The organism is Cupriavidus cauae (assembly GCF_026210475.1).
In the GTDB taxonomy this organism is placed as follows: domain Bacteria; phylum Pseudomonadota; class Gammaproteobacteria; order Burkholderiales; family Burkholderiaceae; genus Cupriavidus; species Cupriavidus cauae.
In genome coordinates, this window is sequence record NZ_CP080293.1 from 3,252,274 (window position 1) to 3,275,856 (window position 23,583).

Here is a 23,583-nt window from a genome sequence, read left to right on the forward strand (position 1 = left end):
GCCTGCCCTGCCGGGCGGGACTTTGCGTTACATCTGCCTGCCGTCATCCCGCCGCCCCCGCGCATGCGGGCGCGCGGCGGCCTGACGGCACAGGGATGAGTCAGCGGGTCCCCGCTTTCGCGGGGACGACGCCTTGCATGTCACGGCAGGTCGAACACCAGCACCTCGGCGCCATCGCCTTGCGCCAGGCTGACCGCATCGACGCCTTCGAGCTTCGCGGCATCGCCGGCCTCCAGCGCCTGGCCGTTGACCGTGATGGCGCCGCGGGCGACATGCACATAGGCGCGCCGTCCCCGGGCCAGCGCCAGCGTGGCGGCCTCGTCGCCATCGAACAGGCCGGCGTAGAGACGCACGTCCTGATGGATCCGCACCGAGCCGTCGGCCCCGTCGCGGCTGCCGACCAGGCGCAGCCGGCCGCGCTTGTCGGCAGCGTCGAAATGCTTCTCCTCGTAGCCCGGCTCGATGCCGTTGCGGTCCGGCACGATCCAGATCTGCAGGAAATGCGTGGTGTCGTGCGCCGCGTGGTTGTACTCGGAGTGCCGCACGCCGGTGCCGGCGCTCATCCGCTGCACGTCGCCGGGGCGGATCACGCTGCCGTTGCCGATGCTGTCCTTGTGCGCCAGTTCGCCGGACAGCACATAGCTGATGATCTCCATGTCCCGGTGGCCGTGCGTGCCGAAGCCCATGCCGGGCGCGACGCGGTCTTCGTTGATGACCCGCAGCGGCCCGAACTGCACATGGCGCGGATCGAAGTAATCGGCGAACGAGAAGCTGTGATACGACTGGAGCCAACCATGGTCGGCATAACCACGTTCTGCGGACTTGCGAATTTCAATCATTTTGATGTCCTTCCTGGCTAGTGGTCCTCGGCTTCATCCTCCCGGACTTGCATATGGACCGTCTGTTCTGCAACGATGCTAGGAAGTTTAGGACGCCTGCGCTATATTGGCGGCGGGCCATTTGCAAGCACTCATTCAGAATTTCTGAATATGCCACTCTCTCTCGAATCCCTGGAAGTTCTCGACGCGATCGAACGCAAGGGCAGCTTCGCGGCCGCCGCGCATGAAATGGGCAAGGTGCCGTCGGCGCTCACCTATGTGGTGCGCCGGCTGGAGGAAGACCTCGACGTGCTGCTGTTCGATCGGCGCCGCCACCGTGCCGAGCTGACCCCGGCCGGCCGCGCGCTGCTCGACGAGGGCCGCCACCTGCTGCACGCGGCCGACGACCTGGCGCGCCGGGTCAAGCGCCTGGCCACCGGCTGGGAGGCCAGCCTCAATATCGTGGTCGACGACCTGATCAATTTCCGCGCGCTGCTGCCGGTGATCCAGGACTTCTACGCGGAGAACAGCGCCACGCGGCTGCGCTTCGCCAAGGAGGTGCTGGGCGGCTCCTGGGACGCGCTGGTCAGCAACCGCGCCGACCTGGTGATCGGCGGCGCCTACGACGCGCCCAGCACGCAGGGCTTCCAGATCCGCTCGCTCGGCGCGATGCCGTTCGTGTTCGCGGTCGCCGCTCACCATCCGCTCGCCACCGAGCCCGGCCCGCTGACCAGCACGCAGATTGCCCGCCACCGCATCGTCGCGGTCGGCGACACCTCGCGCAATCTGCCGGCGCGCACGCATGGCGTGCTGGCCGGGCAGGACATGCTGGTGGTGCCGACCATGCGCGACAAGCTCGATGCGCAGATCCGCGGCCTGGGCTGCGGCTGGCTGCCGGCGCCGATGGCGCAGCCGCATATCGAGAGCGGCGTGCTGCAGGTGCGCGAGACCGTCGAGGTGCGCGCGCCGGGCACCTTCACCATCGCCTGGCGCACCAGCCATCGCGGCAAGGCGCTGCAATGGTGGACCGACAAGCTGCAGAATCCCCGGCTGGCGCAGGCGCTGCTGTCGCAACAACCGGGCGCGCCGGAGTAGCCGGACATGACAGCAGTACCGGGGCAGACCGATCAGCCATCGGATCGTCGGCCGTCAGAACCCCGGCCCGCCGGCCGTCGGTCGTCCGATCTTCAGCCGTCCGATCTTCCGCCGTCCGACCGTCAGTTGCCGGATAGCCGGCCGCGAGATGGCCGGCCGTCAGATCCACCCTACCGCGGCCGCTTCGCCCCCTCCCCCACCGGGCCGCTGCATCTGGGCTCGTTGGTCACCGCGCTGGCAAGCTGGCTCGACGCGCGCGCCCATCGCGGCCGGTGGCTGGTGCGCATCGAGGACATCGACTATCCCCGCTGCGTGCGCGACGCCGACCGCCAGATCCTGCAGACGCTCGACCGCCTGGGCCTGCATCCGGACGAGGAGCCGGTCTGGCAGAGCCGGCGCGAGGCGCTGTACGCCGACGCGCTGCACCGGCTCGAGGCGGCCGGGCTGGTCTATCCCTGCGGCTGCTCGCGCAAGGAGATCGCCGACTCGCTGCGGCACGTGCGCGAGCGCCATCAGACCCTGGCCTATCCCGGCACCTGCCGCAACGGCCTGCACGGCAAGCTGCCGCGCGCCTGGCGCGTGCGCGTGCCGGACGGCGAAGCGGCGCTGCTGTGCTTCGACGATCGCTGGCAGGGCCGGCAATGCCAGGACCTGGCCACCGAGCTGGGCGACTTCGTGCTGCGCCGGGCCGACGGCCTATGGGCGTATCAACTGGCGGTGGTGGTCGACGACGGGCTGCAGGGCATCACGCATATCGTGCGCGGCGCCGACCTGCTGGATTCGACGCCGCGGCAGATTCATCTGCAGCGGCTGCTGGGGTTGCCGACGCCGGCCTATCTGCATGTGCCGGTGGTGGTCAACGAGATCGGGGAGAAACTGAGCAAGCAGACCGGCGCCGAAGCGGTCGACGCGCTCGCGCCGCTGGACGCGCTGCGCGCGGCCGGCGCGCATCTGGACTTGCGCAGCGGCCGCACCGATGTGGAGGGCTGGCTGGCCGAGGCGACGGCGCAGTGGGCCGCGAGGTGGGTGACACCGGCGGCCAGTTAGGGAACCGCGCCGTCGTCAGGCGGCGCGTCGTGACGAAACGCTTCGCCGGGAAGCGCCCGGAAGGCGAGCAGGAATCAGGACTTGCGCGGCACGCCGCCGAGCAGCGCGGCGACGGGGCGCTTCGGCCGGGCGCGTGCCAGGCCGACCTGGCGCGGATCGAGCGTCGGCTCCGCAGGCGCCGACGATGCGCTCGGGCTCGGCTCGTAGGGCCGCGAGAAGAAGGGATCGTCGGCCGGCCGGAAGGCGTTGCGCGCATTGCCGTGATCGGTCTTGCGCGGACGGTCCTCGCTGTCGGCGCGCGGGCGGCGCGGTTCGCTCGAGCGGCCGCGGCGGCGGTCGTCGTCGGCGGCACGGAAGCGCGCAGCCGCCGGATCGAAGCCCTCGAGCTGCGCCCGCGGAATCTGCCGCTTCAGCATCTTCTCGATATCGGCCAGCAGGCGCTCGTCGCCCGGCACGAAGATCGACAGCGCGTCGCCGGTGGCACCCGCACGGCCGGTACGGCCGATCCGGTGCACATAGTCCTCGGCGTTGAACGGCAGATCGAAGTTGATCACGCAGGGCATGTCGGCGATGTCGAGGCCGCGCGCGGCGACGTCGGTCGCAACGAGCGCGTCGATGTTGCCCTGCTTGAAGCCTTCCAGCGTCTGCATCCGCTCGGTCTGGGTCTTGTCGCCGTGGATCGCGGCGGCATTGATGCCCTCGCGCTCCAGATGGCGCGCCAGGCGCGAGCAGCCGATCTTGCTGTTGACGAAGACGATGCACTGGCGCGACAGGCCCTGTTCGGCGCGCTGCTTCAGCAGATGCACCACGGCCTCCTGCTTCTGGCCGTCCTGCACCTGGTACACGGTCTGGCGCACGTTCTCGTTGGCCGAATTGCTGCGCGCCACTTCGATCGTCACCGGCTGGTGCAGATAGCTGGCCGCCAGCTTCTTGATCTCGGGCGAGAAGGTCGCGGAGAACAGCAGCGTCTGGCGCTTGGCCGGCAGCAGGTTGATGATGCGCTGCAGGTCTGGCAGGAAGCCCATGTCGAGCATGCGGTCGGCTTCGTCCAGCACCAGCATCTGCACCTGCGACAGGTTGACCGACTTCTGCTGCACGTGGTCGAGCAGGCGGCCCGGGGTCGCGACCAGGATCTCGACGCCGCGCCGCAGCGCGTCGGTCTGCGGATTCATGTCGACGCCGCCGAACACCACGGTGCTGCGCAGGTCGGTGTGGCGCGCATAGCGGGCCACGTTGTCGTAGACCTGGTCGGCCAGTTCGCGCGTCGGCGCCAGCATCAGCGCGCGCACCGGGTGCCGCGCCGGCGAGGCGCTGGCGTTGGCCAGCGGCAGCAGGCGCTGGATGATCGGCAGCGCGAAGCCCGCGGTCTTGCCGGTGCCGGTCTGCGCCGCGCCCATCACGTCCTTGCCCAGCAGCACCACCGGGATCGCCTGCGCCTGGATCGGCGTCGGCTTGGTATAGCCCTGCTCCGTCAGCGCCCGCAGCACGCGCGGGTCGAGCCCGAAGCTGTCGAAGGTGATGTCGTCGGTGGAAGTCGGTACAGCAGTGGTGTTCGTGTTCGTGGTGGTGGTCATGGTATGGGTGTCTGGCGAAGGCGAACCCGGCGCCAGCGGACACGCATCGATCGAACGCAATGGAACTGGCGGAAGCCGCGCAGCACTTGGCCTGGGCGGCAAGGGCGGAGTGGGGCTGTGGGGTCGGCACCGCATTCCGGCGCCGATTTCGAGGCCCCTGCCGCGTCGAGATCGGCAACATCTGGCAAGCCGATCAATAGCGCTACAGAATCAAAGACTTAGATTCTACAACAGCGGGCAGGTGCGGGGTAGTGCGGCGCTCGGGAGTGTGGTACGGGCGCTCCCTGGCCCCGGCAAGCTATCGGGAGCGCCGCGGCGGTGGCCGGCGACCCTTGCCCGGCGCGGCGGCCCGCGTCAGCCACAGCGTCCGTGCCGCGCGAAAGCGCGCCCCCTCGGCCTCCAGCCAGCTTTCGATGGCAGCCACTTCCGGGCTCTGGCCGTGAGCCGAGACGAAGTAGTAGGCGGCCTGGCTGGGCAGATGCAGGCCGAACAGGTCGACCAGCCGGCCGGCCTGCAGGTCTTCCAGCACCAGCGCGGTCCGCCCCATCGCGACGCCCTGCCCCGCCAGCGCCGCGCCGATCGCCAGCTGCGACAGGTTGAAGCGCTGGCCCTGCGCCAGGTCCGGCACCGTGACGCCGGCCTGCTCCAGCCACGCGCCCCATTCGTCGAATTCTCCGGCGCCGTCCCAGGGGCTGGCGTCGTGCAGCAGCAGCTCGCCGCGCAGGTCGGCCGGCGAACGCAGCTCCGGATGCGCGGCGACGAAGGCGGGGCTGGCCACCGGCAGCAGCCATTCGTCGAGGAAGCGCCGCGCGTGCACGTCGCGGTAGGCACCCGGATCGAAGCGCACCGCCGCGTCGATGCCCTCGCGCAGCATCCGGCCGCGGTCCAGCGCCTGGAATTCGCCCTGCACGCGCAGGCCGATATCGGCATGGTCGCGGAAGAAGCTGCCCAGCCGCGGCGTCAGCCAGCGCATCGCGAACGAAGGGGAACAGGACAGTGACACCGGCCCCATCTCGCCGCGGCGGCGCAACTGGCCCAGCGCGCCTTCGATCGCTTCGAAGGAATCGCGCAGCACCACGCGCAGCCGCTCGCCCTCGGGCGTCGGCACCAGCGCGCGCGGCGTGCGCACGAACAGCGGGCGTCCCAGCCATTGCTCCAGGTGCTTGACCTGCTGACTGACCGCGCCCTGGGTCACGCACAGCTCGCCGGCGGCACGGGTGAAGCTGTGGTGGCGCGCCGCCGCCTCGAAGCAGCGCAGCCAGGCAAGGAGGGAGGCGGAGAGCGTCGTGGTCATCGTTGTCATTAGTGCGGCTAATGCATGGCGCAGCAGGAATGGTTTGCCGGAATCGGTGGTTGCGCGAACAATGCGGGAAAAGCGCCCCCGCAAGGTCGGCCTGCCTGACACCCGAAGAACAACGCAACTGTTTTACAACCGCACAGCAGCCGCGCTCCCGCACCGATGACCGAAGTGAACCACTCCAGCCCCAACTCGACGTTTTCCCTGCCCGAAAACACCGGCTCCGCCCCGGCGGCAAGCGCGGCGGCTCCCGCGGCCGATGCCGCGCTGCTGGCGGCGCTCGGCGCGGCCCGGCCCTGCCTGTGGACCAACCCGCTGCTGGCGCCGCAAACCCCGGCGGCAGTCCGCACGGGCGAGAAGGACATTAGTCTAGCTGATGTCCATGCAGCCCACGCCCGCTTCGCGCGTTTCGCCCCGCTGCTGCAGCGGCTGTTTCCGGAGCTGGCGGACAGCGCCGGCGCCATCGAATCGCCGGTGCTGCCGGCCGCCGCGCTGGCGCCCGCCATTGGCTTGCCTTCCGGCAGCGGCGCGCTGTGGATCAAGGCCGATCACAGCCTGCCGGTGGCCGGTTCGATCAAGGCCCGCGGCGGCATCCACGAGGTGCTGGAATTCGCCGAAGGACTGGCGCTGCAACACGGACTGGTCACCAAGGATGCGAGCCCCGACGACTATCGCCGGCTGGCCGAACCGACGGCGCGCGCGGTCTTCTCTCGCTACCAGGTCGCGGTGGGCTCGACCGGCAATCTGGGCCTGAGCATCGGCGTGATGGCGTCCGCGCTGGGCTTTCGCGCGGTGGTGCACATGTCGGCCGACGCCAAGGCGTGGAAGAAGGACCGGCTGCGCTCGCGCGGCGTCGAGGTGATCGAGCACGCGGGCGACTACCAGCAGGCGGTGGCCGCCGGCCGTGCCCAGGCGCAGCAGGACCCCTTCTGCCATTTCGTCGACGACGAGCGCTCGCTGTCGCTGCTGCTCGGCTACAGCGCCGCGGTGTTGCGGCTCGACGCGCAGTTGCGCGAGCACGGCATCGCGCCCGACGCGAAGCGTCCGTTGTTCGTCTATCTGCCTTGCGGGGTCGGCGGCGCGCCGGCCGGCATCGCCTTCGGCCTGAAGCAGCTGTACGGGCCGCACGCGCATTGCTTCTTCGCCGAGCCGACGCAGTCGCCCTGCTTCCTGGTGCAGATGATCGGCGCCGAGGTCAACGGCGCCGGCGGCAATCCTTCGGTCTACGACTACGGGCTCAGCAATCGCACCGAGGCCGACGGCCTGGCTGTGCCGCGCGCCTCCGAGCTGGCCGCGGCGGCGATGCGCGAACTGCTGTCGGGGGTCTATACCGTGGCGGACGAACAGCTGTTCCGCGACCTGTATCTGGCCAGGCGTGATGCCGGCATCGAGATCGAGCCCTCGGCCGCGGCGGGCTTCGCAGGGCCGGCGATGCTGACGGGCACCGAGGCCGGGCAGGCCTATCTGGCCCGCCATGGCCTGACCGACGCGACGCCCACCGCCACGCATCTGGTCTGGACCACCGGCGGGCTGTTCGTTCCGCCGGAGGAATACCGGCGCTTTCTCGCGCGCGGCGAGGCGCTGGCGGCTTCGCCGGCACGGCAGTAAGCGCAGCCGAGCGGGCCGCCATCGCCGGCGACCATCGAGCGGAGCCATCCAGCGCCGCCATCGACCGCAGGCATCTCCGGCGGCTATCGACGGCCGCCACCGACGTCCGCCACCGACGTCCGCCACAAAAAAGCAAGGGCCGGCGACCATACGATCGCCAGCCCTCACCCTACCCCGCTAAGAAGGCAAGCCACGGTGCGCCCATGACGGGCGCGGGCGTATCAGTCGCCCTTGATGCCGTTGTCCTGGATGACCTTGCCCCACTTCTTGTCGTCGGCGCGCATGCGTGCGGCCAACTGTTCCGGCGGCATATAGGCCGCCACCGTGCCCGCGCCCAGCATCTTCTGCTGGACGGTCGGATCGGCCAGCGCGGCCTTCAGTTCGGCCGACAGCTTCGCGATGATGTCCTTCGGCGTGCCGGCCGGCGCCAGCAGGCCGCCCCAGGCGGTCGCCTCGAAGCCCGGGAAGCCCTGCTCGGCCACGGTCTTGACCTCGGGCGTGAAGCTGACGCGCTTGGCCGAGCCCACCGCGATCGGACGCAGCTTGCCGGCCTTGATGTGCGGCAGCGCGGCGATCATGTCGGAGAACATCATCGGCACCTGGCCGGCGAGCAGATCCGAGATCGCCGGCGCGCTGCCCTTGTACGGCACGTGCTGCACGTCGAAGCTGCCCAGGTTTTGCAGCAGCTCGGTCGACAGATGGCCGAAGCTGCCGTTGCCGGCGCTGGTGTAGTTCATCTCGCCCGGCTTGGCCTTGGCCTTGGCGATGTACTGCTGCAGCGTGGTCACGTCGGGCAGCGCGTTCGGATTGACCACCATCACGATCGGCAGATCGTAGGCGGCGCCGATCGGCGCGAAGTCCTTGAACAGGTCGTAGCCCTTGCGGTTGATCAGGTGCGGCGCGATCAGCGTGGGCGTGGCCAGCACCAGCAGCGTGTAGCCGTCCGGCGCGCTCTTGGCCACGGTCTCGGCGCCGATGGTGCCGGAGGCGCCGGGGCGGTTGTCGACCACCACGGGCTGCTTCAGCGAATCGCTGAGCTTCTGCCCGATGATGCGCGCGGCGGTATCGGTCGGGCCGCCCGGCGGGAACGGCACCACCAGCCGGATCGGCTTGGAGGGATAGCTGTCGGCGAACGCCTGGGTGGCGCACAGCGGCAGGGAAAGGGTCAGCATGGCGGCGCCGAGGCGGCGCGCGAAGGTACGGCGGCTTGTGTTCTGCATGGCAACAAGAGAAACGTCATCCGAAATCGGCGCGGTCCGCGTCGGGGGCGCCGGCGAAACAGGCAACTCTCGGCGACTCGCGGGGCAGTCCATGGCCCGTGGAGCGCAAATCGATCCCGTCATTTCCAGTCGAAACAAGGCGTGGTTGGTCTCCTTGGCGTACTGCGTGGCCGGTGGTCCGGCCTTGTCGTTGTTGTGGAGGAAGGGCGGGCGGTGCTCCGCCCCGCGAAATCTTCGGGCTGCCGGCGAGCATCGGGCGTCGGCGGGTGTCGGCTCGCCTCGGCCCGCGTCGGCCGCGCCGGCCCGCCGGCGCGCGTCAGCCCGCCGTGGCGATCGAGAACGGCCCCGGCCGGAACAGGCAGGCATCCATCGTGCGCAGATCCGGCGCGACCGCGATCGGCGTCGCGCACTGCGCCAGCACATCGCGCTGCAGGTCCACGCCGGGCGCGATCTCGATCAGCGTCAGGCGCGCTTCGCCATTCGCATCGGCTCGCATCTCGAACACCGCTCGCTCGGTGATGTACAGCACCGGCACGCCCAGCGAGGCCACGTACGGCCCGTTGAAGCTCAGGTGCGAGACCTCGGGCACGATCTTCTTCACGCGTCCCTCGCGCGCGATCTGCAGCTGGCCGCCTTCGGCGCGGACCTCGAGCCCGCCCGCCGTCAGCGTGCCCATGAAGACCACCGCCTTGGCGCTCTGCGTGATGTTGATGAAGCCGCCGACGCCGGCGATCAGCGCCTGCGCGCCCTCGCCGAACTTGCTGACGTTGACGTTGCCGTGGCCGTCGAGCTCGGCGAGACCAAGGATGGCCAGGTCGATGCCGCCGCCCTCGTAGAAATCGAATTGCGCGGGCTGGTCGATCACCGCCTCGGGATAGGCCGACGCGCCGAAGCTCAGGCCGTCGGCCGGCGTGCCGCCGATCGGGCCGGCCTCGACCGTCAGCGTGAAGCCGTCCAGCCCCGCCTGCTCGGCCAGCATGCCGACCGCCGCCGGCATGCCGACGCCCAGATTGACCACGCGCGGCCGGCGCCTGGCCAGCTCCAGCACCGCACGGCGCTGCGCGATGGTGCGGGCGTCGAGTGTTGGGGGCGCGGGATCGATGTCGGGCACAACATCGGCATCGGGCGCGACGCCGGCTTTGGCAACCGCACCGGCCTCGGCAGTCGCCGCCTGCTGCGCCGCCGCCTCGCCGCGCCACGGCGTCACGTAGGCCGGATTGAAGCGCTCGGCGAAGGTCATCTGATGATGGGCCGGATCCTCGCTGACCACCACGTAGTCGACCAGGATGCCCGGCACATGGATGGCCTGCAGATTGTCGTGATGGTCGACCAGCTGCTCGACCTGCGCGATCACGATGCCGCCGGAGTTGTGCGCGGCCTGCGCCATCGCCAGCAGCTCGTGGTGGAAGGCTTCGCGATGCGTGCTCAGGTTGCCGCGCGGATCGGCCGCGGTGCAGCGGATCAGCGCGCAATGGATCGGGAAGCTTGGATAGAACAGGTAGTCGTCGCCGCGGAAGGACACCGCCTCGACCCAGTTGGCGCGGCCCTCGGCGATCGCCTCGCGGGCGCGCCGGTTGACGGCGCCGCCGTGGTAGCGCGGATCGCGCTCGCTGCGCGGATCGACGAAGGTGTGCAGGCCGATTTTTGTCATCACGCCGGGCTTGCCGCCGGCGATCGCGCGGTACAGGTGCGTCAGCACGCCCTGCGGCAGGTTGTAGCCCTCGCACTGCTCGGCCATTGCCAGATCCGCCAGCCGCGTCGCGGAGCGCCAGTGGCCACCGACGATCGACGCGGTCATGCCGGCATTGCCGAAATGATTGACGCCGCGTGCGCCGCGATCGCCCTGCCCGGCCGAGTAGACCAGCGTCAGGTCGCGCGGCAGGCCGCTCTGCAGGAAGCGCCGCTCCAGCGCCTCGGTCACCGCCTCGGCATGGCCGGCCCCGACGAAGCCGGCGCTTGCCACCGTCCATCGGTCCTGTACCAGGGCCGCCGCCTGGTCTGCGGTGATCACCTTCATGCTGTCTCCTGATGCTGCGGCGCGCGGGGCGCCGCTGTCGCCGTCGGCGCCCGGCATCGGAGCGCGCTTGTCGGCGGAATATTGCGGTTCGCGTTTTGCGAACATTTGTTCGCGGATCGCCGTATCATACGGACGACTGGCCGATTCGCGCAAGCCCGAAGTCGGCACTAGAATCGCCGCAATTCCATTTCGACGTATATTTCACGTCACTTCAACGCTCGATCCAGGACGCTCTCCATGCCCGAAGCCGAGGCCCCGACGCAGAAAAAGGATGAGTTGCTCGACTCCCTGAACAAGGGGCTGGCGCTGCTGCGGCTGTTCGCCAGCGGCGTCGAGAGCCTGTCGATGCAGGACGTGGCCGACCGCCTCGATGTCACGCGGGCAGCGGCGCGCCGGCTGCTGTTGACGCTTCACCACAACGGTTATCTGGCGCAGAACGGCCGGCAGTTCTCGTTGACCCCTCGGGTGATGGAGCTCGGCTACGCCTATTTCGCCTCGATGAGCCTGCCGCGGCTGGCGCAGCCGCATCTGCGCGCGCTCGCGAGCCGCTGCGGCGAGACCTGTTCCATCGGCATGCTGGACGACGACGCCGTCGTGCTGGTCGCGCGCGAAGAGCCGCGCCAGATCCTGCGCGTGGACATGGCGATCGGGCGGCGCATGCCGGCTTACGCGCATTCGCTCGGACGCGTGCTGCTGGCGGGCCTCGATGACGAGGCGCTGGAGCGCTACCTCGCGCACGCCGAGCTGCGCAAGCTGACGCCGTTCACCATCGATTCGCGCGAGGCGCTGCGCGCCACGCTGGCGCAGGTGCGCGAGGACGGCCATTGCGTGCTGGTCAGCGAGCTGGTCGACGGCTTCGCCGGCATCTCGGTGCCGCTGCGCGACCAGACCGGCAAGGTGGTCGCCGGCCTGGGCTTCAGCATGGTGCTCGGCAGCCGCAGTGCCGCCACGCTGGTCGAGCGCTATCTGTCGCCGCTGCGCGAGGTCGCCGCGGCGATCGAGGCGGTACTGCGCGCCCGCTGAGCCCAAACCCCGCCCCGTTCGGGCAGGCCGAGGGCGCAAACAAAAAAAGCCCCGCAAGCCGGGGAGCTGCGGGGCATCAGTGGTAGCGGGGTCGAATTGCATTCGCACCCACGGGCGCTATCTTGCTCAAGGATTGTCCGAAGCACATCACCCGAACGTAGGGCGCGATGGCGTTGCCGCTCACGAGAGGCGGCATTCGGCGTGTGCGCGGCCGACAAAACGCACACCGGCCAGACACCGGGCGCGCGACACAGCCGAGGAGCGCAAAGCCATCTTCGCTACCATGCAGCCTTCGAACACGACAAGAACTGGCAAGGGACCGCGCCATGGAACTCAGACAACTGCGCTACTTCGTCACCGTGGTGCAGCACGGCAGCATGGGCAAGGCGGCGCTCGAACTGGGCGTCGTCACCTCGGCCCTGAGCCAGCAGATCAGCCGCCTCGAGAGCGAGCTGTCGACGCGGCTGCTGCAGCGGACCTCCAGCGGCGTGGTGCCCACCGATGCCGGCCTCGCGTTCTGGCGGCAGGCTCAGCTGGCGCTGCGGCATATCGACGATGCCGCCGAGGCGGCCAGGCATGCGCGGCTGTCCGGCCATGTCAGCGTCGGCCTGGCGCCGACCACCGCCAGCGTGCTCGGCCTGCCCTTCATGCGGGCGATGGCCGAGCGCTACCCCGACGTGCGGCTGCGCATGGTCGAGAGCCTGTCGGGCTATCTCGCCTCGATGCTGAACGCGCGCCAGATCGATCTGGCAATGCTGTTCAACGACGAGCCGGCGCAGCGCTGGACGGTGCAGCCGCTGCTCGACGAACGGCTGTTCGTGATCGGCGTGCGCTCGCTCGCCGGCATGCCCGACGGCGAAGGCGTCGCCATGGCATCGCTGGCGGGGCTGCCGCTGGTGCTGCCAAGCGGCACGCACGGCCTGCGCGCGCTGGTGACGAGCTGCTTCCACGATGCCAAGGCGCAGCCGCGCATCGTCGCCGAGGTCGATGGACTGGCGGTGCTGATGGACGCGGTGCAAGGCGGTCTCGGCGCAACGATCCAGCCCGGCGCGGCGCTGGCCCGCACCCACAGCGACCAGCTCGCCAGCGTGCCGCTGCTCGCCGAGCGCGCGAGCCGGCCAAACCTGCTGGTCAGCCTGAACGACGACGAGCTGTCGCCGGCCGCGCTGGCCGCGCGCGTGGTGCTGACCGATGTCGCACGCACGCTGGTGCGCGAGGGGAAATGGCCGGGGGCGACGCTGCGGGTGGAGACGGCCGACGATGCCGACGGCGACGCCGACGCGGCGGCGAGCTGAAAAATGACCGTTCCTCGTAAATTCAAAATTATTGAATAACTATTTCGCAAAGAGCCCGGCTCCTCGAATCCTTTGGTCCGTATAGTTCACCCATCGCAGCAACACATCGGCACCACGGCGCGGTACCACAGCGCCAACAAACTGCAACAAGGCGCGCGCTGCGACGAATTCAATCAATTTCACCAAAGGAACCATCATGTCGAACCCGAAGCTCGAAGTCCTGACCCCGCAAAACAGCCAGCTGATCATCATCGACCACCAGCCGCAGATGGCCTTCGGCGTGCAGTCGATGGACCGCCAGCTGATGAAGAACAATGTGGTGGGCCTGGCCAAGGCCGCCAAGATCTTCGAGATTCCGACCATCATCACCACGGTCGAGAGCGAATCGTTTTCGGGCTACACCTATCCCGAGCTGCTCGATGTGTTCCCGAACCAGAAGACGCTCGAACGCACCTCGATGAATTCGTGGGACGACCAGAAGGTGCGCGACGCGCTGAAGGCCAACGGGCGCAGGAAGGTGGTCGTGGCCGGCCTGTGGACCGAGGTCTGCAATACCACGTTTGCGCTGAGCGCGATGCTCGAGGGCGACTACGAGATCTACATGGTCGCCGACGCCTCGGGCGGCACCACCAAGGAAGCGCACGACTACGCGATGCAGCGCATGATCCAGGCCGGCGTGGTGCCGGTGACCTGGCAGCAGGTCGCGCTGGAATGGCAACGCGACTGGGCGCGCCGCGACACCTACGACGCCGTGATCGGCCTGGCGCAGGAACATTCGGGCGCCTACGGCATGGGCATCGACTACGCCTACACGATGGTCCACAAGGCCGCGCAGCGCACCGCCACGCCGCACGAGTCGATCGCTCCGGTGGCGGCGAACTGAACGCCCGCCTGAACGCCCACCTGAACGCGACACGGAACGCGATCCACGGACGCGCCGGCGGCTAGAACAGCCCCAGCTGCCGGCTGACCACGTTGTCGAAGGCGTCGCCGACGAAGGGCAGGATCGCGTCGGCGACCGGCTGCAGCTGCCGGCTCAGGTAGTGGTCGTAGTCGATCGGGGCCCGGCGGACCTCCAGCGGTTCCGGCCCCGCGATCGTCATCACGTACTGGATCCACGCGCCCTGCCGGTATTGCAGCGGCCGGCCACGCTCGCGATTGAAGTCGTCGGCCACGCGCGCCGCCCGCACATGCGGCGGCACATTGCGCTGGTAGTCGTCGAGCTGCCGGCGCAGGCGCTTGCGATAGACCAGCAGCGCATCGAGCTCGCCGCGCAGCAGCCTGGCGACGTACTCGCGCACATAGTCCGCATACGGCTCGCCCTGGAAGACGCGCCGATACAGCTCCTGCTGGAAGGCCTGCGCCAGCGGCGACCAGTCCGTGCGCACCGCCTCCAGCCCCTTGAACACCATCTGCTCGCTGCCGTCCGCGCCGCGCACCAGGCCGGCATAGCGCTTCTTGCTGCCATCCTCGGCGCCGCGCACGGTGGGCATCAGGAAGCGCCGGTAGTGGGTCTCGTACTGGATCTCCAGCGCGCTGTCCAGCCCGTAGGCCTCGCGCAGGTGCTCGCGCCACCAGTCGTTGATGTGCGCGACCAGCTCGCCCCCGATGCGGTCCGCCTCCTCGTCGGCGTGGCGGCGGCCCAGCGCGACGAAAGTCGAATCGGTATCGCCGTAGATCACCGTATAGCCGCGCCCCTCGACCAGCTCGCGCGTCCTGCGCATGATCTCGTGGCCGCGCATCGTGATCGACGAGGCCAGCCGCGCATCGAAGAAGCGGCAGCCGGTCGAGCCCAGCACGCCGTAGAACGCGTTCATGATGATCTTCAGCGCCTGCGACAGCGGCTTGTTGCCGTCGCGCTTGGCGGCGTCGCGCCCCTGCCAGATCTCGGCGACGATGGCCGGCAGCGCGTGGCTGTCGCGCGAGAAGCGCGCGCCGCGAAAGCCCGGCACGGTCTGCGCCGGATCGGCGCTGTGCATGCCCTCCACCAGCCCGACCGGATCGATCAGGAAGGTGCGGATGATCGACGGATACAGGCTCTTGTAGTCGAGCACCAGCACCGAGTCGTACAGCCCCGGGCGCGAATCCATCACGTAGCCGCCGGGACTGGCCTCTTCCGGCTGGTCGCCCAGGTTCGGCGCGACATAGCCGAGCCGATGCATGCGCGGCAGATACAGATGCGTGAAGGCCGCCACCGAGCCGCCGCTGCGATCGGCCTCGAGGCCGGTGACGGTGGCGCGGTCCAGCAGGAACTGCAGCAGCTCGGCCTTGTGGAAGATGCGCGTGACCAGCTCGCAGTCCTTCAGGTTGTAGCGCGCCAGCGCCGCCTTGTCGGTGGCGAACATGCGGTCGATCGCATCCATCCGGTCGTACGGATCGTCGATGTCCTTGCCCTCGCCGAGCAGCGAGCGGGCGACGAATTCCAGGCTGAACGAGGCGAAGCTCCAGGTCGCCGATCGCATCGCCTCGATGCCGTCGATGATCAGGCGTCCGGGCAGCGCGGCGAAGTAGTGATGCTCGCGCGTGCCGTGCTGGCGCCATTCGAGCGGCGCGCCGCCGCGGCCCAGGCGCAGCGGCACCTTCAACTGCTCGGCATGCTGGCGCAGCACGCGCAGGTCGAACTGCACCAGGTTCCAGCCGATGATCGCGTCGGGGTCGTGGCGGTCGAACCAGGCGATCAGCCGGTGCAGCATCTCGGCCGGGTTGTCGCAGTATTCGAGGTGGAAATCGACGCCGGGATCGAGGCGGGGATCGACGCGGGAATCCTGCGTGCCGGCATCGCTGCCGGTCGGCGGACCGAGCATCAGCACCGTGCGATCGCCGCAGCCTTCCAGCGCGATCGAATAGAGATCGCCCTGCATGCTGGTCTCGATATCCAGCGACACGCAGCGCAGCTGGGGGCGATAGCTGGCGGCGGGCCGGATCTGCACGTCGACCAGCGCGCCGTCCGCATCGGGCCGCCCGGAAAACTGCACCGGCGCGGTGATGAAGCGCTCCATCAGGTAGCGCTCCGGCGGACGGATGTCGGCCTCGTAGACATCGATGCCGGCCTGCCGCAGCGTCTTCTCGATGCGCAGAAGGTGCCGGTAGTGGCGGCAATAGACGCCGGTGACCGGACGCAGCCGGAAGTCCTTCAGCGCCAGCGGCTTGAGCTCAACCTGGGGCTCGCCGCGCAGCAAGGCATCGGCGCGCAGCTGCTGTTCCTCGGGAATGAAGGCGACGCACGGCTGCGGCGGCAGGCGCAGGCGCCGCGGACCGTCATCGGTGGCCAACCAGATTTCGATCTCGGTGCCGGCCGGCGTGTCGTGCCAATGGCGGGTCAGGATGAAGCCGTGCTGCGGCGGGACCACGGTGGGGTGTCGGGGAAGGGTCGGAATCTGGACGTCGCCGGCGCATGCGGCCGGGGATCGGCGGCGAGTCTAACATGGGGCCTCGTGGGCCGAGGGACGCTGACCTGCCGCTCACCTGCCGCTCGCCCCCCGCTCACCGGCCGCTCGCCTGCCGCTTACCTGCCTCTTACCTGCCTCTTACCTGCCTCTTACCTGCCTCTTACCTGCCGCTTACCTGCCGCTTACCTGCCGACCATCGCGGCCAGCGTCAGGTGCGCCACCACGTGGGCGATGATGGCCGCCTCGAGGCCGTAGCGCCAGAACAGGAAGCCCGCGATCACGCCGAAGGCCGCGTTGGCCGCGGTCAGATGCAGCACCACTGGCCACGTCAGCGCCCCGGCCAGCCCTGCCGCGGCGGGCAGATGCGCGAAGCCGAACACCACCGCGCTGAGCGCGATCGCGATCCAGGCCAGCCCCGCGCCCGGGTTGGCGGCACCGCGTCGGAATACGCGCCACAGCGCCCATACCAGCAGGCTCATCAGTCCCCATCGGACCAGGACTTCCTCGGTCACGCCGCCGTACAGCAGCCGCACGGCCAGCGGCATCGTCGTGCCGTGAATCGGCGCCGCCGCTTGCGGCGCGGTCGCGATCAAACCCCACAGCAATACGCCGGCAAGCAGGCCCCCTATCAAGCCCGGCAAGCACTGCGGACGCAACGCGCCCCACGGCGCCCGGCCCGCCGCCAGCTCGGCCATGGCCTGCGCCCGCAGCCCGGCCTTGCCGGCGAGCCGGGCACCGGCGAAGGCCGCCAGCGCGAGCAACAGCGCGCTCTGCACGCCGCTGGCCACGCCCACCACCCACATCGGCACGGGAAGGACCTGGTGCTGCAGCAGCACCGGCACCCCCAGCCATGCCATGGCGATCACGCCGGGAAGGCCGGCACACCAGGTGAGGAGAAACAGGCGGCGGTTCAGGGTTCGCTGAGCGGTCCGCTCGGGGATTGGCTTCGTGTCGATCGCTTGGGTCTGCATCATGGTTCGTGGATGGACTCGTATTCGTAGGCGCCCAGGATGTAGTCGTTGAAGTATCCGCCCTTGGAGTCGGCGTCCATGAAATCGCGGTACACGCTGGCCGGGACGTCGAGATAGTGGTAGAGCTTGCCGCTGACGAACTCGATGCCGAGCACGCGCTTGCGGTAGTCGTAGCCGATGGCGGCCACGACGGACGATTCGACGGGATCGAAGTACATGGCTGTCGTTCTCATCCGGTGCCGAAGGCAGTGCTCAAGCCAGTGCTCAGGCCAGTGCTGAAACCAATGACGGAGCCGATGCCGGAGCACCAACAAAAAGGGGTTACGTTTGCACGTAACCCCTTTTTACTACAGTGGTGGGCCTCCCGTGAGTCGAACACGGCACCAATGGATTATGAGTCCACTGCTCTAACCAGGCATGAGCTAGAGGCCCCAAAAACCGATCCCAATAGCCGCCGCACCATGGATGCTTGCCGGCCATCAGGGCAGTTCTATCAGCTGCCTTCCAGGAAGCTCTTCAGCTTGTCGGAGCGGCTCGGGTGGCGCAGCTTGCGCAGTGCCTTGGCCTCGATCTGACGGATCCGTTCACGCGTGACGTCGAACTGCTTGCCGACCTCTTCCAGCGTGTGGTCGGTGCTCATTTCGATGCCGAAGCGCATGCGCAGCACCTTGGCTTCGCGCGGCGTCAGCGAATCGAGCACGTCCTTGACCACGTCGCGCATCGAGCCGTGCAGCGCGGCCTCGGCGGGCGCCAGCGTGTTGGTGTCCTCGATGAAGTCGCCCAGATGGGAATCGTCGTCGTCGCCGATCGGCGTTTCCATGGAGATCGGCTCCTTGGCGATCTTCATGATCTTGCGGATCTTGTCCTCGGGCATCTCCATCTTCTCGGCCAGCGTCGCCGGATCCGGCTCGTTGCCGGTTTCCTGCAGGATCTGGCGCGAGATGCGGTTCATCTTGTTGATCGTTTCGATCATGTGCACCGGGATACGGATGGTGCGCGCCTGATCGGCGATCGAACGCGTGATGGCCTGACGGATCCACCAGGTCGCGTAGGTCGAGAACTTGTAGCCGCGGCGATATTCGAACTTGTCCACCGCCTTCATCAGGCCGATGTTGCCTTCCTGGATCAGGTCCAGGAACTGCAGGCCGCGGTTGGTGTACTTCTTGGCGATCGAGATCACCAGACGCAGGTTGGCCTCGGTCATCTCGCGCTTGGCCTCGCGGGCGCGCTTCTCGCCCTCGGACATCTTGCGGTTGACTTCCTTGAGTTCCTTCAGCGGCAGCACCACGCGCGCCTGCAGGTCGATCAGCTTCTGCTGCAGCTCGTGCACGGCCGGCACGTTGCGCTCGACGATCGTGCTGTACGGCTTGTTGTCGGCGACGACCGTGTGGATCCAGTCCAGGTTGGTCTCGTTGCCCGGGAAGCGGGCCACGAAGTCGGCGCGCGGCATGCCGCACTTGTCGACCACGATGTTCAGGATCGCGCGTTCGAGCTTGCGCACTTCGTCGACCTGGCCGCGCAGCGTGTCGCACAGGCGCTCGACGTTACGCGCGGTGAAGCGGATGCCCATCAGTTCGTTCTGGATGGCTTCCTGCGCCTTGATGTAGGGCTTGGACTTGTAGCCTTCCTTCTCGAAGGCGCGGCGCATCTTGTCGAACTGGTCGGCGATCACGCGGAATTTTTCCAGCGCGGCCACCTTGAGCTCTTCCAGCTGGCGTGCCGAGGCACCGCCGCCGGCGGCGTCGTCGTCCTCGTCCTCGTCGGCTTCCTCGTCGTCCGATTCGAGTTCCTCGTCGTCGGAGGCCGCGGCGGCCGCCGGCGTCACGCCGACTTCCTCGACCGACTCTTCGGCGTTCGGATCGATCAGGCCGTCGACGAACTCGTCGATCTTGATCTCGTCATTGGCGACGCGCTCGGCGTGCGCCAGGATTTCCGAGATCGTGACCGGGCAGGCCGAGATGGCCATCACCATGTCCTTCAGGCCGGCCTCGATGCGCTTGGCGATCTCGATTTCGCCTTCGCGGGTCAGCAGCTCGACGGTACCCATCTCGCGCATGTACATGCGGACCGGGTCGGTGGTGCGGCCGAATTCGGAGTCGACCGTCGACAGCGCGGCTTCGGCCTCTTCCTCGGCTTCTTCCTCGCTGGTGGCGGACGGGGCATTGTCGTTGAGCAGCAGCGTCTCGGCGTCGGGCGCCTGCTCGTAGACGGCGATGCCGATGTCATTCAGCGTCGCGACCAGGGTGTCGATCGTTTCCGAATCGACCATGTCGTCCGGCAGGTGATCGTTGATCTCGGCGTAGGTCAGGTAGCCGCGCGACTTGCCCAGCTTGATCAGCGCCTTGAGCTTCTGGCGGCGCGCCTCGAGCTCTTCCTCGGTGCCCTGCTGGGCCGAGGCGAACTCCTTGAGCAGCGCCTTTTCCTTGGCCTTGCGGTCCTTGGCTTTCTGCTTCTCGGTCTTCGGAGCGGCCGCCGGCGCGGCGGCACGCGTGTCGTCTTCGTAAAGCTCGTCGTTCACGTCGTCAGTATGGCTTTCGTCTTGCAGCATCTCGGCCTTGGGCTTGCGGCCGCGCTTCTTGGGCTCCGGCGCGACGGCCGCAGCGGGACGCTGGGATGCTACGGGTGCGGAGGTGGCGGCGCGCGCCTTGGACGCCGCCGCGGTCGCGCCGGACTTGGCGCTGGCGGTCTTGGCGCCGGCGGCTGCCGTTCGCTTGCTCTCGACTTCGGTGTTCTGCTGTTTCGCCACGGGGATACTCTTGCCTTTAACAGGTTCGGACGCGGCACGTTTGCCGCCCGCTGTTGCCGTATGCGCGCTTGCGCTCGCGCTTGCATTGGCGTTCTTGCCGCTCTCGCGTGCCGAAGTCGAGGGCTGTTTCTCGGATGCGCGGGTTCTGGTGGGTGTCGTCGTTGCGGCCGCCTTGGCGGGACGCGCTGACTTGGCTGGCGCAGACCTGGCTTGCGTCGCAGATCGCGTGGCGGGCTTTTCCGCCGCGGTCGCTTGTGTCGACGCCTTGCCGCTCCCCGCTCGGGGAGCCTTAGTGGAAACCTTTTCGGTTGCTTTGGCCTTTGCCATTGGCACGCTCACTTTCACCAGAACTGGAGAGAAAGATTTCGCAATCCAAACCGGCTATTGTAGCACGTCGCCACTAGCCGGCCTTCCCGACAGGTGAGGTTTTCACCTGAAAAATCAAGGCTTAAGCCCAAAATCGATGGACTTTTGCCCTGTTTGTTGCCAGTTGGCCGCGTACCTGTCTCCGGTATGGCGGCCGAATTCCGTTTTTCAACCAAGGCGCTTGCGCCGGTGGATCTCCGCGATGAGCCAGCGCATGCGCGTCTTGCCCGCCTCGTCCGCGGTGCCGTTCTCGATCGCGGACTGCAGCTGCGTCAACTCGCGCTGCAGCGGCTCGACCAGCAGCTTGGCGATCGCCGCGTCGAACTCCAGCGTCGCCGGCTCCTCGTCGATGTCCTCGCGCAACACGCCGGCGCGCACATTGGCATAGACGTCGGCAAACGGCGACTGCGCCAGCTGCTCGCTGAAGGCGGCGAAGTTGACCTCGCCCTGCAGGGCGTCGCAGCTCGCCACCAGATGGGCCAGCACTTCGGAACCGCCGGTATCGGCATCGAGCAGCAACGCACGCGCGTCGTCGTCGAGCCGCGCCGACAGCGCCGGATAGCGCATCAGCAGCTGCAGCACACGCTGCTCCAGTCCCGCCGGGGCCTGCCGGCGTGCCCGCGCACGCGGCTGGGCGAAGCGGCCGACCCGCGCGGCGTCGCTGCCCAGACCGCACACCGCCTCGATCTCGGCCGGCGTGGTACCGGTGGCCTCGGCGAGCTCGCGCACGATCTGCAGGCGCAGGCCGCCGGGCGGCATCGCCTTGAGCAGCGGCTTGGCCTCGTACTGCGCACGCGCCCGGCCTTCCGGCTGCCGCAGGTCCTGCTCCTCGGTCACGCATTGCAGCAGGAAGCGCGACAGCGGCATCGCATCGCGCACCTGGGCGGCGAAGGCCTCGGTGCCTTCCTCGCGGACGTAGCTGTCGGGGTCGTGCTCGGCGGGCAGGAACAGGAAGCGGATGGTCTTGTTGTCGGCGACGTAGGGCAGGCACGCCTCCAGCGCACGGCGCGCGGCGCGGCGCCCGGCGGCATCGCCGTCGAACGAGAACACCACCGCGTCGGTCTGGCGCAGCAGCTTCTGCACATGCACGGGAGTACAGGCGGTGCCCAGCGTGGCTACCGCATTGGCGAAACCCAGTTGAGCCAGCGCCACCACATCCATATAGCCTTCGACCACCAGCACATAGCCGGTTTCCCGGATCGCATGCCGCGCCTCGAACAGCCCGTACAGCTCGGTGCCCTTGCTGAACAGCGGCGTTTCGGGCGAATTCAGATACTTGGGCTCGCCCTGCCCCATCACGCGGCCGCCGAAGCCGATCACCTGTCCCTTGGTATTGCGGATCGGGAACATGATGCGATCGCGGAAGCGGTCGTAGCGGCGCGGCTTGCCGTCGGCGTCGCGCTTTTCGCTCTCGATCAGCAGCCCCGCCTCGATCAGCGGGCCCGCAATCGCATCGTCGCGATAGCTGCCGAACACCGACTCCAAGCCCTGCCAATCGTCCGGCGCATAGCCCATGCCGAACTGGGCGGCGATCTCGCCCGTCAGGCCGCGGCCCTTCAAGTACTGGATCGCCGTCGGCGCCCCGCGCAGCTGGCGGCGATAGAACTCGCCGGCCCGCGTCATCGCGTCGGACAGCGCCAGCGACTTCGCCTGCTGCTCGGCACGCTGGGCCGGCGGCAACCGGTCGCGCTCCTCGGGCACGCTGAGGCCGACCGACTGCGCCAGTTCGCGCACCGCATCGGGATAGCTCTGCCCGGAGTACTCCATCAGGAAGCCGATGGCCGACCCATGCGCGCCGCAGCCGAAGCAATGGTAGAACTGCTTGGCCGGCGATACTGTGAACGATGGTGACTTCTCGTTATGGAAGGGGCACAACCCCATGAAGTTCGCGCCTCCCTTCTTCAGCTGGACATACTTGCCCACCACATCGACGATATCGACGCGGTTCAGCAGGTCCTGAATGAAGGATTGCGGAATCACCCGGTTGGCCGTCCTGACGACGCGGCCGCCGCAAACCTCGGGCAGCCCTTGTAGAAATGCAAGCCGGGCGGTGTTCCACCCGGCGAAGTGTGAAATTATTGTAGTGCGTCGATCGCAGCTTGCCAGAAATTTGTGACTATATTGCCACTATGCTGTGCCGCGGCATGCGATCGCACCGGCGCCGCGCCCGACTTGCCGGCGCTGTTTGCCGCACTACCTGCCGCGCTACTTGCCGGTCAACGCGGCCTTGACCTGGGCCGACACGGCGCTCATATCGGCGCGGCCCGCCAGCCGGCCTTTCAGCAGGGCCATGACCTTGCCCATGTCCTGCGGGCCCGCGGCGCCGCTCTCGGCGACCGCCTTGGCGACTTCGGCCGCCACCTCATCCTCGGACAGCGCGGCCGGCATGTAGACCTGCAGCACTTCGACCTCGGCGCTCTCCTTGTCGACCAGATCGGTGCGGCCGGCCTGCTGGAACTGCGAGATCGAATCCTTGCGCTGCTTGATCAGCTTTTCGACCACCGCCAGCACGGCGGCATCGTCCAACTCCGTCCGCTCGTCGACCTCGCGCTGCTTGATCGCCGCCAGCAGCAGCCGGATCGTGCCGAGCCGCTCGGACTCGCGCGCCCGCATGGCGGCCTTCATGTCATCGCTGATTCGTTGCTTGAGGGACATGGCAATCTTTCCAGGTGAACTCGTCGGCACAAAACCGCGACGAGCCAGGGCGGACAGGGAAGCGCAGCACCAACACAAAAACCCGCCGGAGCAAGGCCCACAGCGGGTCGGGATGCTGACGCGGAAAGGCGATCAGCCGATCGACTGGTCGATCAGTACAGCTTCTTCGGCAGCATCTGGCTGCGAATGCGCTTGTAGTGGCGCTTCACCGCCGCTGCCTTCTTGCGCTTCCGCTCTGCCGTCGGCTTTTCATAAAACTCGCGCGCCCGCAGTTCAGTAATCAAACCGTTCTTTTCAATGGTGCGCTTGAAACGACGCATTGCAACTTCAAACGGCTCGTTTTCTTTGAGGCGAATCGTGGTCATGTGCCAAAAAAGGAGTTAGCGGTTTTACGAAGACTTGGAGTCTAGCACGAAATCCGTCAAGCGTACCAGTTTACTTGGCGGCCGGGTTGCTTTTCGG

Annotated in this window: 18 protein-coding genes and 1 tRNA gene; 6 read left to right on the forward strand and 13 right to left on the reverse strand. The window is 68.2% G+C overall.

The window, feature by feature from the left end; genetic code table 11:
* Window positions 1-140 precede the first annotated feature (140 nt).
* Window positions 141-839, reverse strand: coding sequence for a pirin family protein (locus tag KZ686_RS14500; RefSeq protein WP_149316962.1), 699 nt, complete (start codon window positions 837-839; stop codon window positions 141-143).
* Between the two features lie 150 nt (window positions 840-989).
* On the opposite strand from KZ686_RS14500, the gene KZ686_RS14505 reads away from it, so the two are divergent.
* Together KZ686_RS14505 and gluQRS are read left to right on the forward strand one after the other, a co-directional pair.
* Window positions 990-1,913: a LysR family transcriptional regulator gene (locus KZ686_RS14505; RefSeq protein ID WP_149316961.1), complete on the forward strand. Its 924-nt coding sequence runs from the start codon at window positions 990-992 to the stop codon at window positions 1,911-1,913.
* A 126-nt stretch (window positions 1,914-2,039) separates the two neighbouring features.
* Entirely contained in the window at window positions 2,040-2,960 is a 921-nt protein-coding gene (gene gluQRS, locus KZ686_RS14510) for a tRNA glutamyl-Q(34) synthetase GluQRS (RefSeq protein ID WP_226107480.1), read from the forward strand.
* A 74-nt stretch (window positions 2,961-3,034) separates the two neighbouring features.
* Here the strand turns inward: gluQRS and KZ686_RS14515 are convergent, their stop codons facing one another.
* Both KZ686_RS14515 and KZ686_RS14520 read right to left on the reverse strand, forming a co-directional pair.
* Window positions 3,035-4,534, reverse strand: a complete 1,500-nt coding sequence (locus KZ686_RS14515; protein WP_265632684.1) for a DEAD/DEAH box helicase — start codon at window positions 4,532-4,534, stop codon at window positions 3,035-3,037.
* 298 nt (window positions 4,535-4,832) lie between these two features.
* Complete coding sequence (locus KZ686_RS14520) at window positions 4,833-5,828, reverse strand: LysR substrate-binding domain-containing protein (protein ID WP_265632685.1); 996 nt, start codon at window positions 5,826-5,828, stop codon at window positions 4,833-4,835.
* A 165-nt stretch (window positions 5,829-5,993) separates the two neighbouring features.
* Here KZ686_RS14520 and KZ686_RS14525 point away from each other — a divergent pair, with 165 nt between their 5' ends.
* Entirely contained in the window at window positions 5,994-7,439 is a 1,446-nt protein-coding gene (locus KZ686_RS14525) for a D-serine ammonia-lyase (protein WP_265632686.1), read from the forward strand.
* Between the two features lie 221 nt (window positions 7,440-7,660).
* On the opposite strand, the gene KZ686_RS14530 is transcribed toward KZ686_RS14525, so the two are convergent.
* The gene (locus KZ686_RS14530; RefSeq protein ID WP_149316957.1) at window positions 7,661-8,659 is read right to left on the reverse strand and encodes a Bug family tripartite tricarboxylate transporter substrate binding protein; all 999 of its coding nucleotides are present in this window, start codon (window positions 8,657-8,659) and stop codon (window positions 7,661-7,663) included.
* Window positions 8,660-8,975: 316 nt separating this feature from the next.
* A complete protein-coding gene (locus KZ686_RS14535; protein ID WP_265632687.1) occupies window positions 8,976-10,676 on the reverse strand; it encodes an acyl CoA:acetate/3-ketoacid CoA transferase in 1,701 nt (566 codons plus the stop codon).
* A 237-nt stretch (window positions 10,677-10,913) separates the two neighbouring features.
* Here KZ686_RS14535 and KZ686_RS14540 point away from each other — a divergent pair, with 237 nt between their 5' ends.
* The 3 genes from KZ686_RS14540 (at window position 10,914) to KZ686_RS14550 (ending at window position 13,877) form a co-directional block, all read left to right on the forward strand.
* The gene (locus KZ686_RS14540) at window positions 10,914-11,699 is read left to right on the forward strand and encodes an IclR family transcriptional regulator domain-containing protein (RefSeq protein WP_265632688.1); all 786 of its coding nucleotides are present in this window, start codon (window positions 10,914-10,916) and stop codon (window positions 11,697-11,699) included.
* A 326-nt stretch (window positions 11,700-12,025) separates the two neighbouring features.
* Window positions 12,026-12,994, forward strand: coding sequence for a LysR family transcriptional regulator (locus KZ686_RS14545; protein ID WP_265632689.1), 969 nt, complete (start codon window positions 12,026-12,028; stop codon window positions 12,992-12,994).
* A gap of 196 nt (window positions 12,995-13,190) precedes the next feature.
* Entirely contained in the window at window positions 13,191-13,877 is a 687-nt protein-coding gene (locus KZ686_RS14550) for a hydrolase (protein ID WP_149316953.1), read from the forward strand.
* Window positions 13,878-13,938: 61 nt separating this feature from the next.
* On the opposite strand, the gene KZ686_RS14555 is transcribed toward KZ686_RS14550, so the two are convergent.
* From KZ686_RS14555 to rpsU, 8 genes are all read right to left on the reverse strand, one after another.
* The gene (locus tag KZ686_RS14555) at window positions 13,939-16,344 is read right to left on the reverse strand and encodes a DNA polymerase II (RefSeq protein ID WP_265632690.1); all 2,406 of its coding nucleotides are present in this window, start codon (window positions 16,342-16,344) and stop codon (window positions 13,939-13,941) included.
* Between the two features lie 221 nt (window positions 16,345-16,565).
* Window positions 16,566-17,240, reverse strand: a complete 675-nt coding sequence (locus KZ686_RS14560; RefSeq protein ID WP_265632691.1) for a CPBP family glutamic-type intramembrane protease — start codon at window positions 17,238-17,240, stop codon at window positions 16,566-16,568.
* 113 nt (window positions 17,241-17,353) lie between these two features.
* Entirely contained in the window at window positions 17,354-17,572 is a 219-nt protein-coding gene (locus tag KZ686_RS14565) for a KTSC domain-containing protein (RefSeq protein WP_226107464.1), read from the reverse strand.
* 135 nt (window positions 17,573-17,707) lie between these two features.
* Window positions 17,708-17,786, reverse strand: a tRNA-Ile gene (locus KZ686_RS14570).
* A 61-nt stretch (window positions 17,787-17,847) separates the two neighbouring features.
* Window positions 17,848-20,427, reverse strand: a complete 2,580-nt coding sequence (gene rpoD / locus KZ686_RS14575) for an RNA polymerase sigma factor RpoD (RefSeq protein WP_265632693.1) — start codon at window positions 20,425-20,427, stop codon at window positions 17,848-17,850.
* A 207-nt stretch (window positions 20,428-20,634) separates the two neighbouring features.
* Window positions 20,635-22,446, reverse strand: coding sequence for a DNA primase (gene dnaG, locus KZ686_RS14580; protein ID WP_265632694.1), 1,812 nt, complete (start codon window positions 22,444-22,446; stop codon window positions 20,635-20,637).
* Between the two features lie 225 nt (window positions 22,447-22,671).
* The gene (locus KZ686_RS14585; protein ID WP_149316949.1) at window positions 22,672-23,121 is read right to left on the reverse strand and encodes a GatB/YqeY domain-containing protein; all 450 of its coding nucleotides are present in this window, start codon (window positions 23,119-23,121) and stop codon (window positions 22,672-22,674) included.
* 152 nt (window positions 23,122-23,273) lie between these two features.
* Entirely contained in the window at window positions 23,274-23,486 is a 213-nt protein-coding gene (rpsU, locus tag KZ686_RS14590) for a 30S ribosomal protein S21 (protein WP_006576196.1), read from the reverse strand.
* Window positions 23,487-23,583 lie beyond the last annotated feature (97 nt).

Bases quoted from the DNA above. Each gene is read 5' to 3' on its own strand.
- KZ686_RS14500 (WP_149316962.1), bottom strand. From the start codon at position 839: ATGATTGAAATTCGCAAGTCCGCAGAACGTGGTTATGCCGACCATGGT.
- KZ686_RS14505 (WP_149316961.1), top strand. From the start codon at position 990: ATGCCACTCTCTCTCGAATCCCTGGAAGTTCTCGACGCGATCGAACGC.
- KZ686_RS14515 (WP_265632684.1), bottom strand. From the start codon at position 4,534: ATGACCACCACCACGAACACGAACACCACTGCTGTACCGACTTCCACC.
- KZ686_RS14520 (WP_265632685.1), bottom strand. From the start codon at position 5,828: ATGACCACGACGCTCTCCGCCTCCCTCCTTGCCTGGCTGCGCTGCTTC.
- KZ686_RS14525 (WP_265632686.1), top strand. From the start codon at position 5,994: ATGACCGAAGTGAACCACTCCAGCCCCAACTCGACGTTTTCCCTGCCC.
- KZ686_RS14530 (WP_149316957.1), bottom strand. From the start codon at position 8,659: ATGCAGAACACAAGCCGCCGTACCTTCGCGCGCCGCCTCGGCGCCGCC.
- KZ686_RS14535 (WP_265632687.1), bottom strand. From the start codon at position 10,676: ATGAAGGTGATCACCGCAGACCAGGCGGCGGCCCTGGTACAGGACCGA.
- KZ686_RS14540 (WP_265632688.1), top strand. From the start codon at position 10,914: ATGCCCGAAGCCGAGGCCCCGACGCAGAAAAAGGATGAGTTGCTCGAC.
- KZ686_RS14545 (WP_265632689.1), top strand. From the start codon at position 12,026: ATGGAACTCAGACAACTGCGCTACTTCGTCACCGTGGTGCAGCACGGC.
- KZ686_RS14550 (WP_149316953.1), top strand. From the start codon at position 13,191: ATGTCGAACCCGAAGCTCGAAGTCCTGACCCCGCAAAACAGCCAGCTG.
- KZ686_RS14560 (WP_265632691.1), bottom strand. From the start codon at position 17,240: ATGGCATGGCTGGGGGTGCCGGTGCTGCTGCAGCACCAGGTCCTTCCC.
- KZ686_RS14565 (WP_226107464.1), bottom strand. From the start codon at position 17,572: ATGTACTTCGATCCCGTCGAATCGTCCGTCGTGGCCGCCATCGGCTAC.
- rpoD (WP_265632693.1), bottom strand. From the start codon at position 20,427: ATGGCAAAGGCCAAAGCAACCGAAAAGGTTTCCACTAAGGCTCCCCGA.
- KZ686_RS14585 (WP_149316949.1), bottom strand. From the start codon at position 23,121: ATGTCCCTCAAGCAACGAATCAGCGATGACATGAAGGCCGCCATGCGG.
- rpsU (WP_006576196.1), bottom strand. From the start codon at position 23,486: ATGACCACGATTCGCCTCAAAGAAAACGAGCCGTTTGAAGTTGCAATG.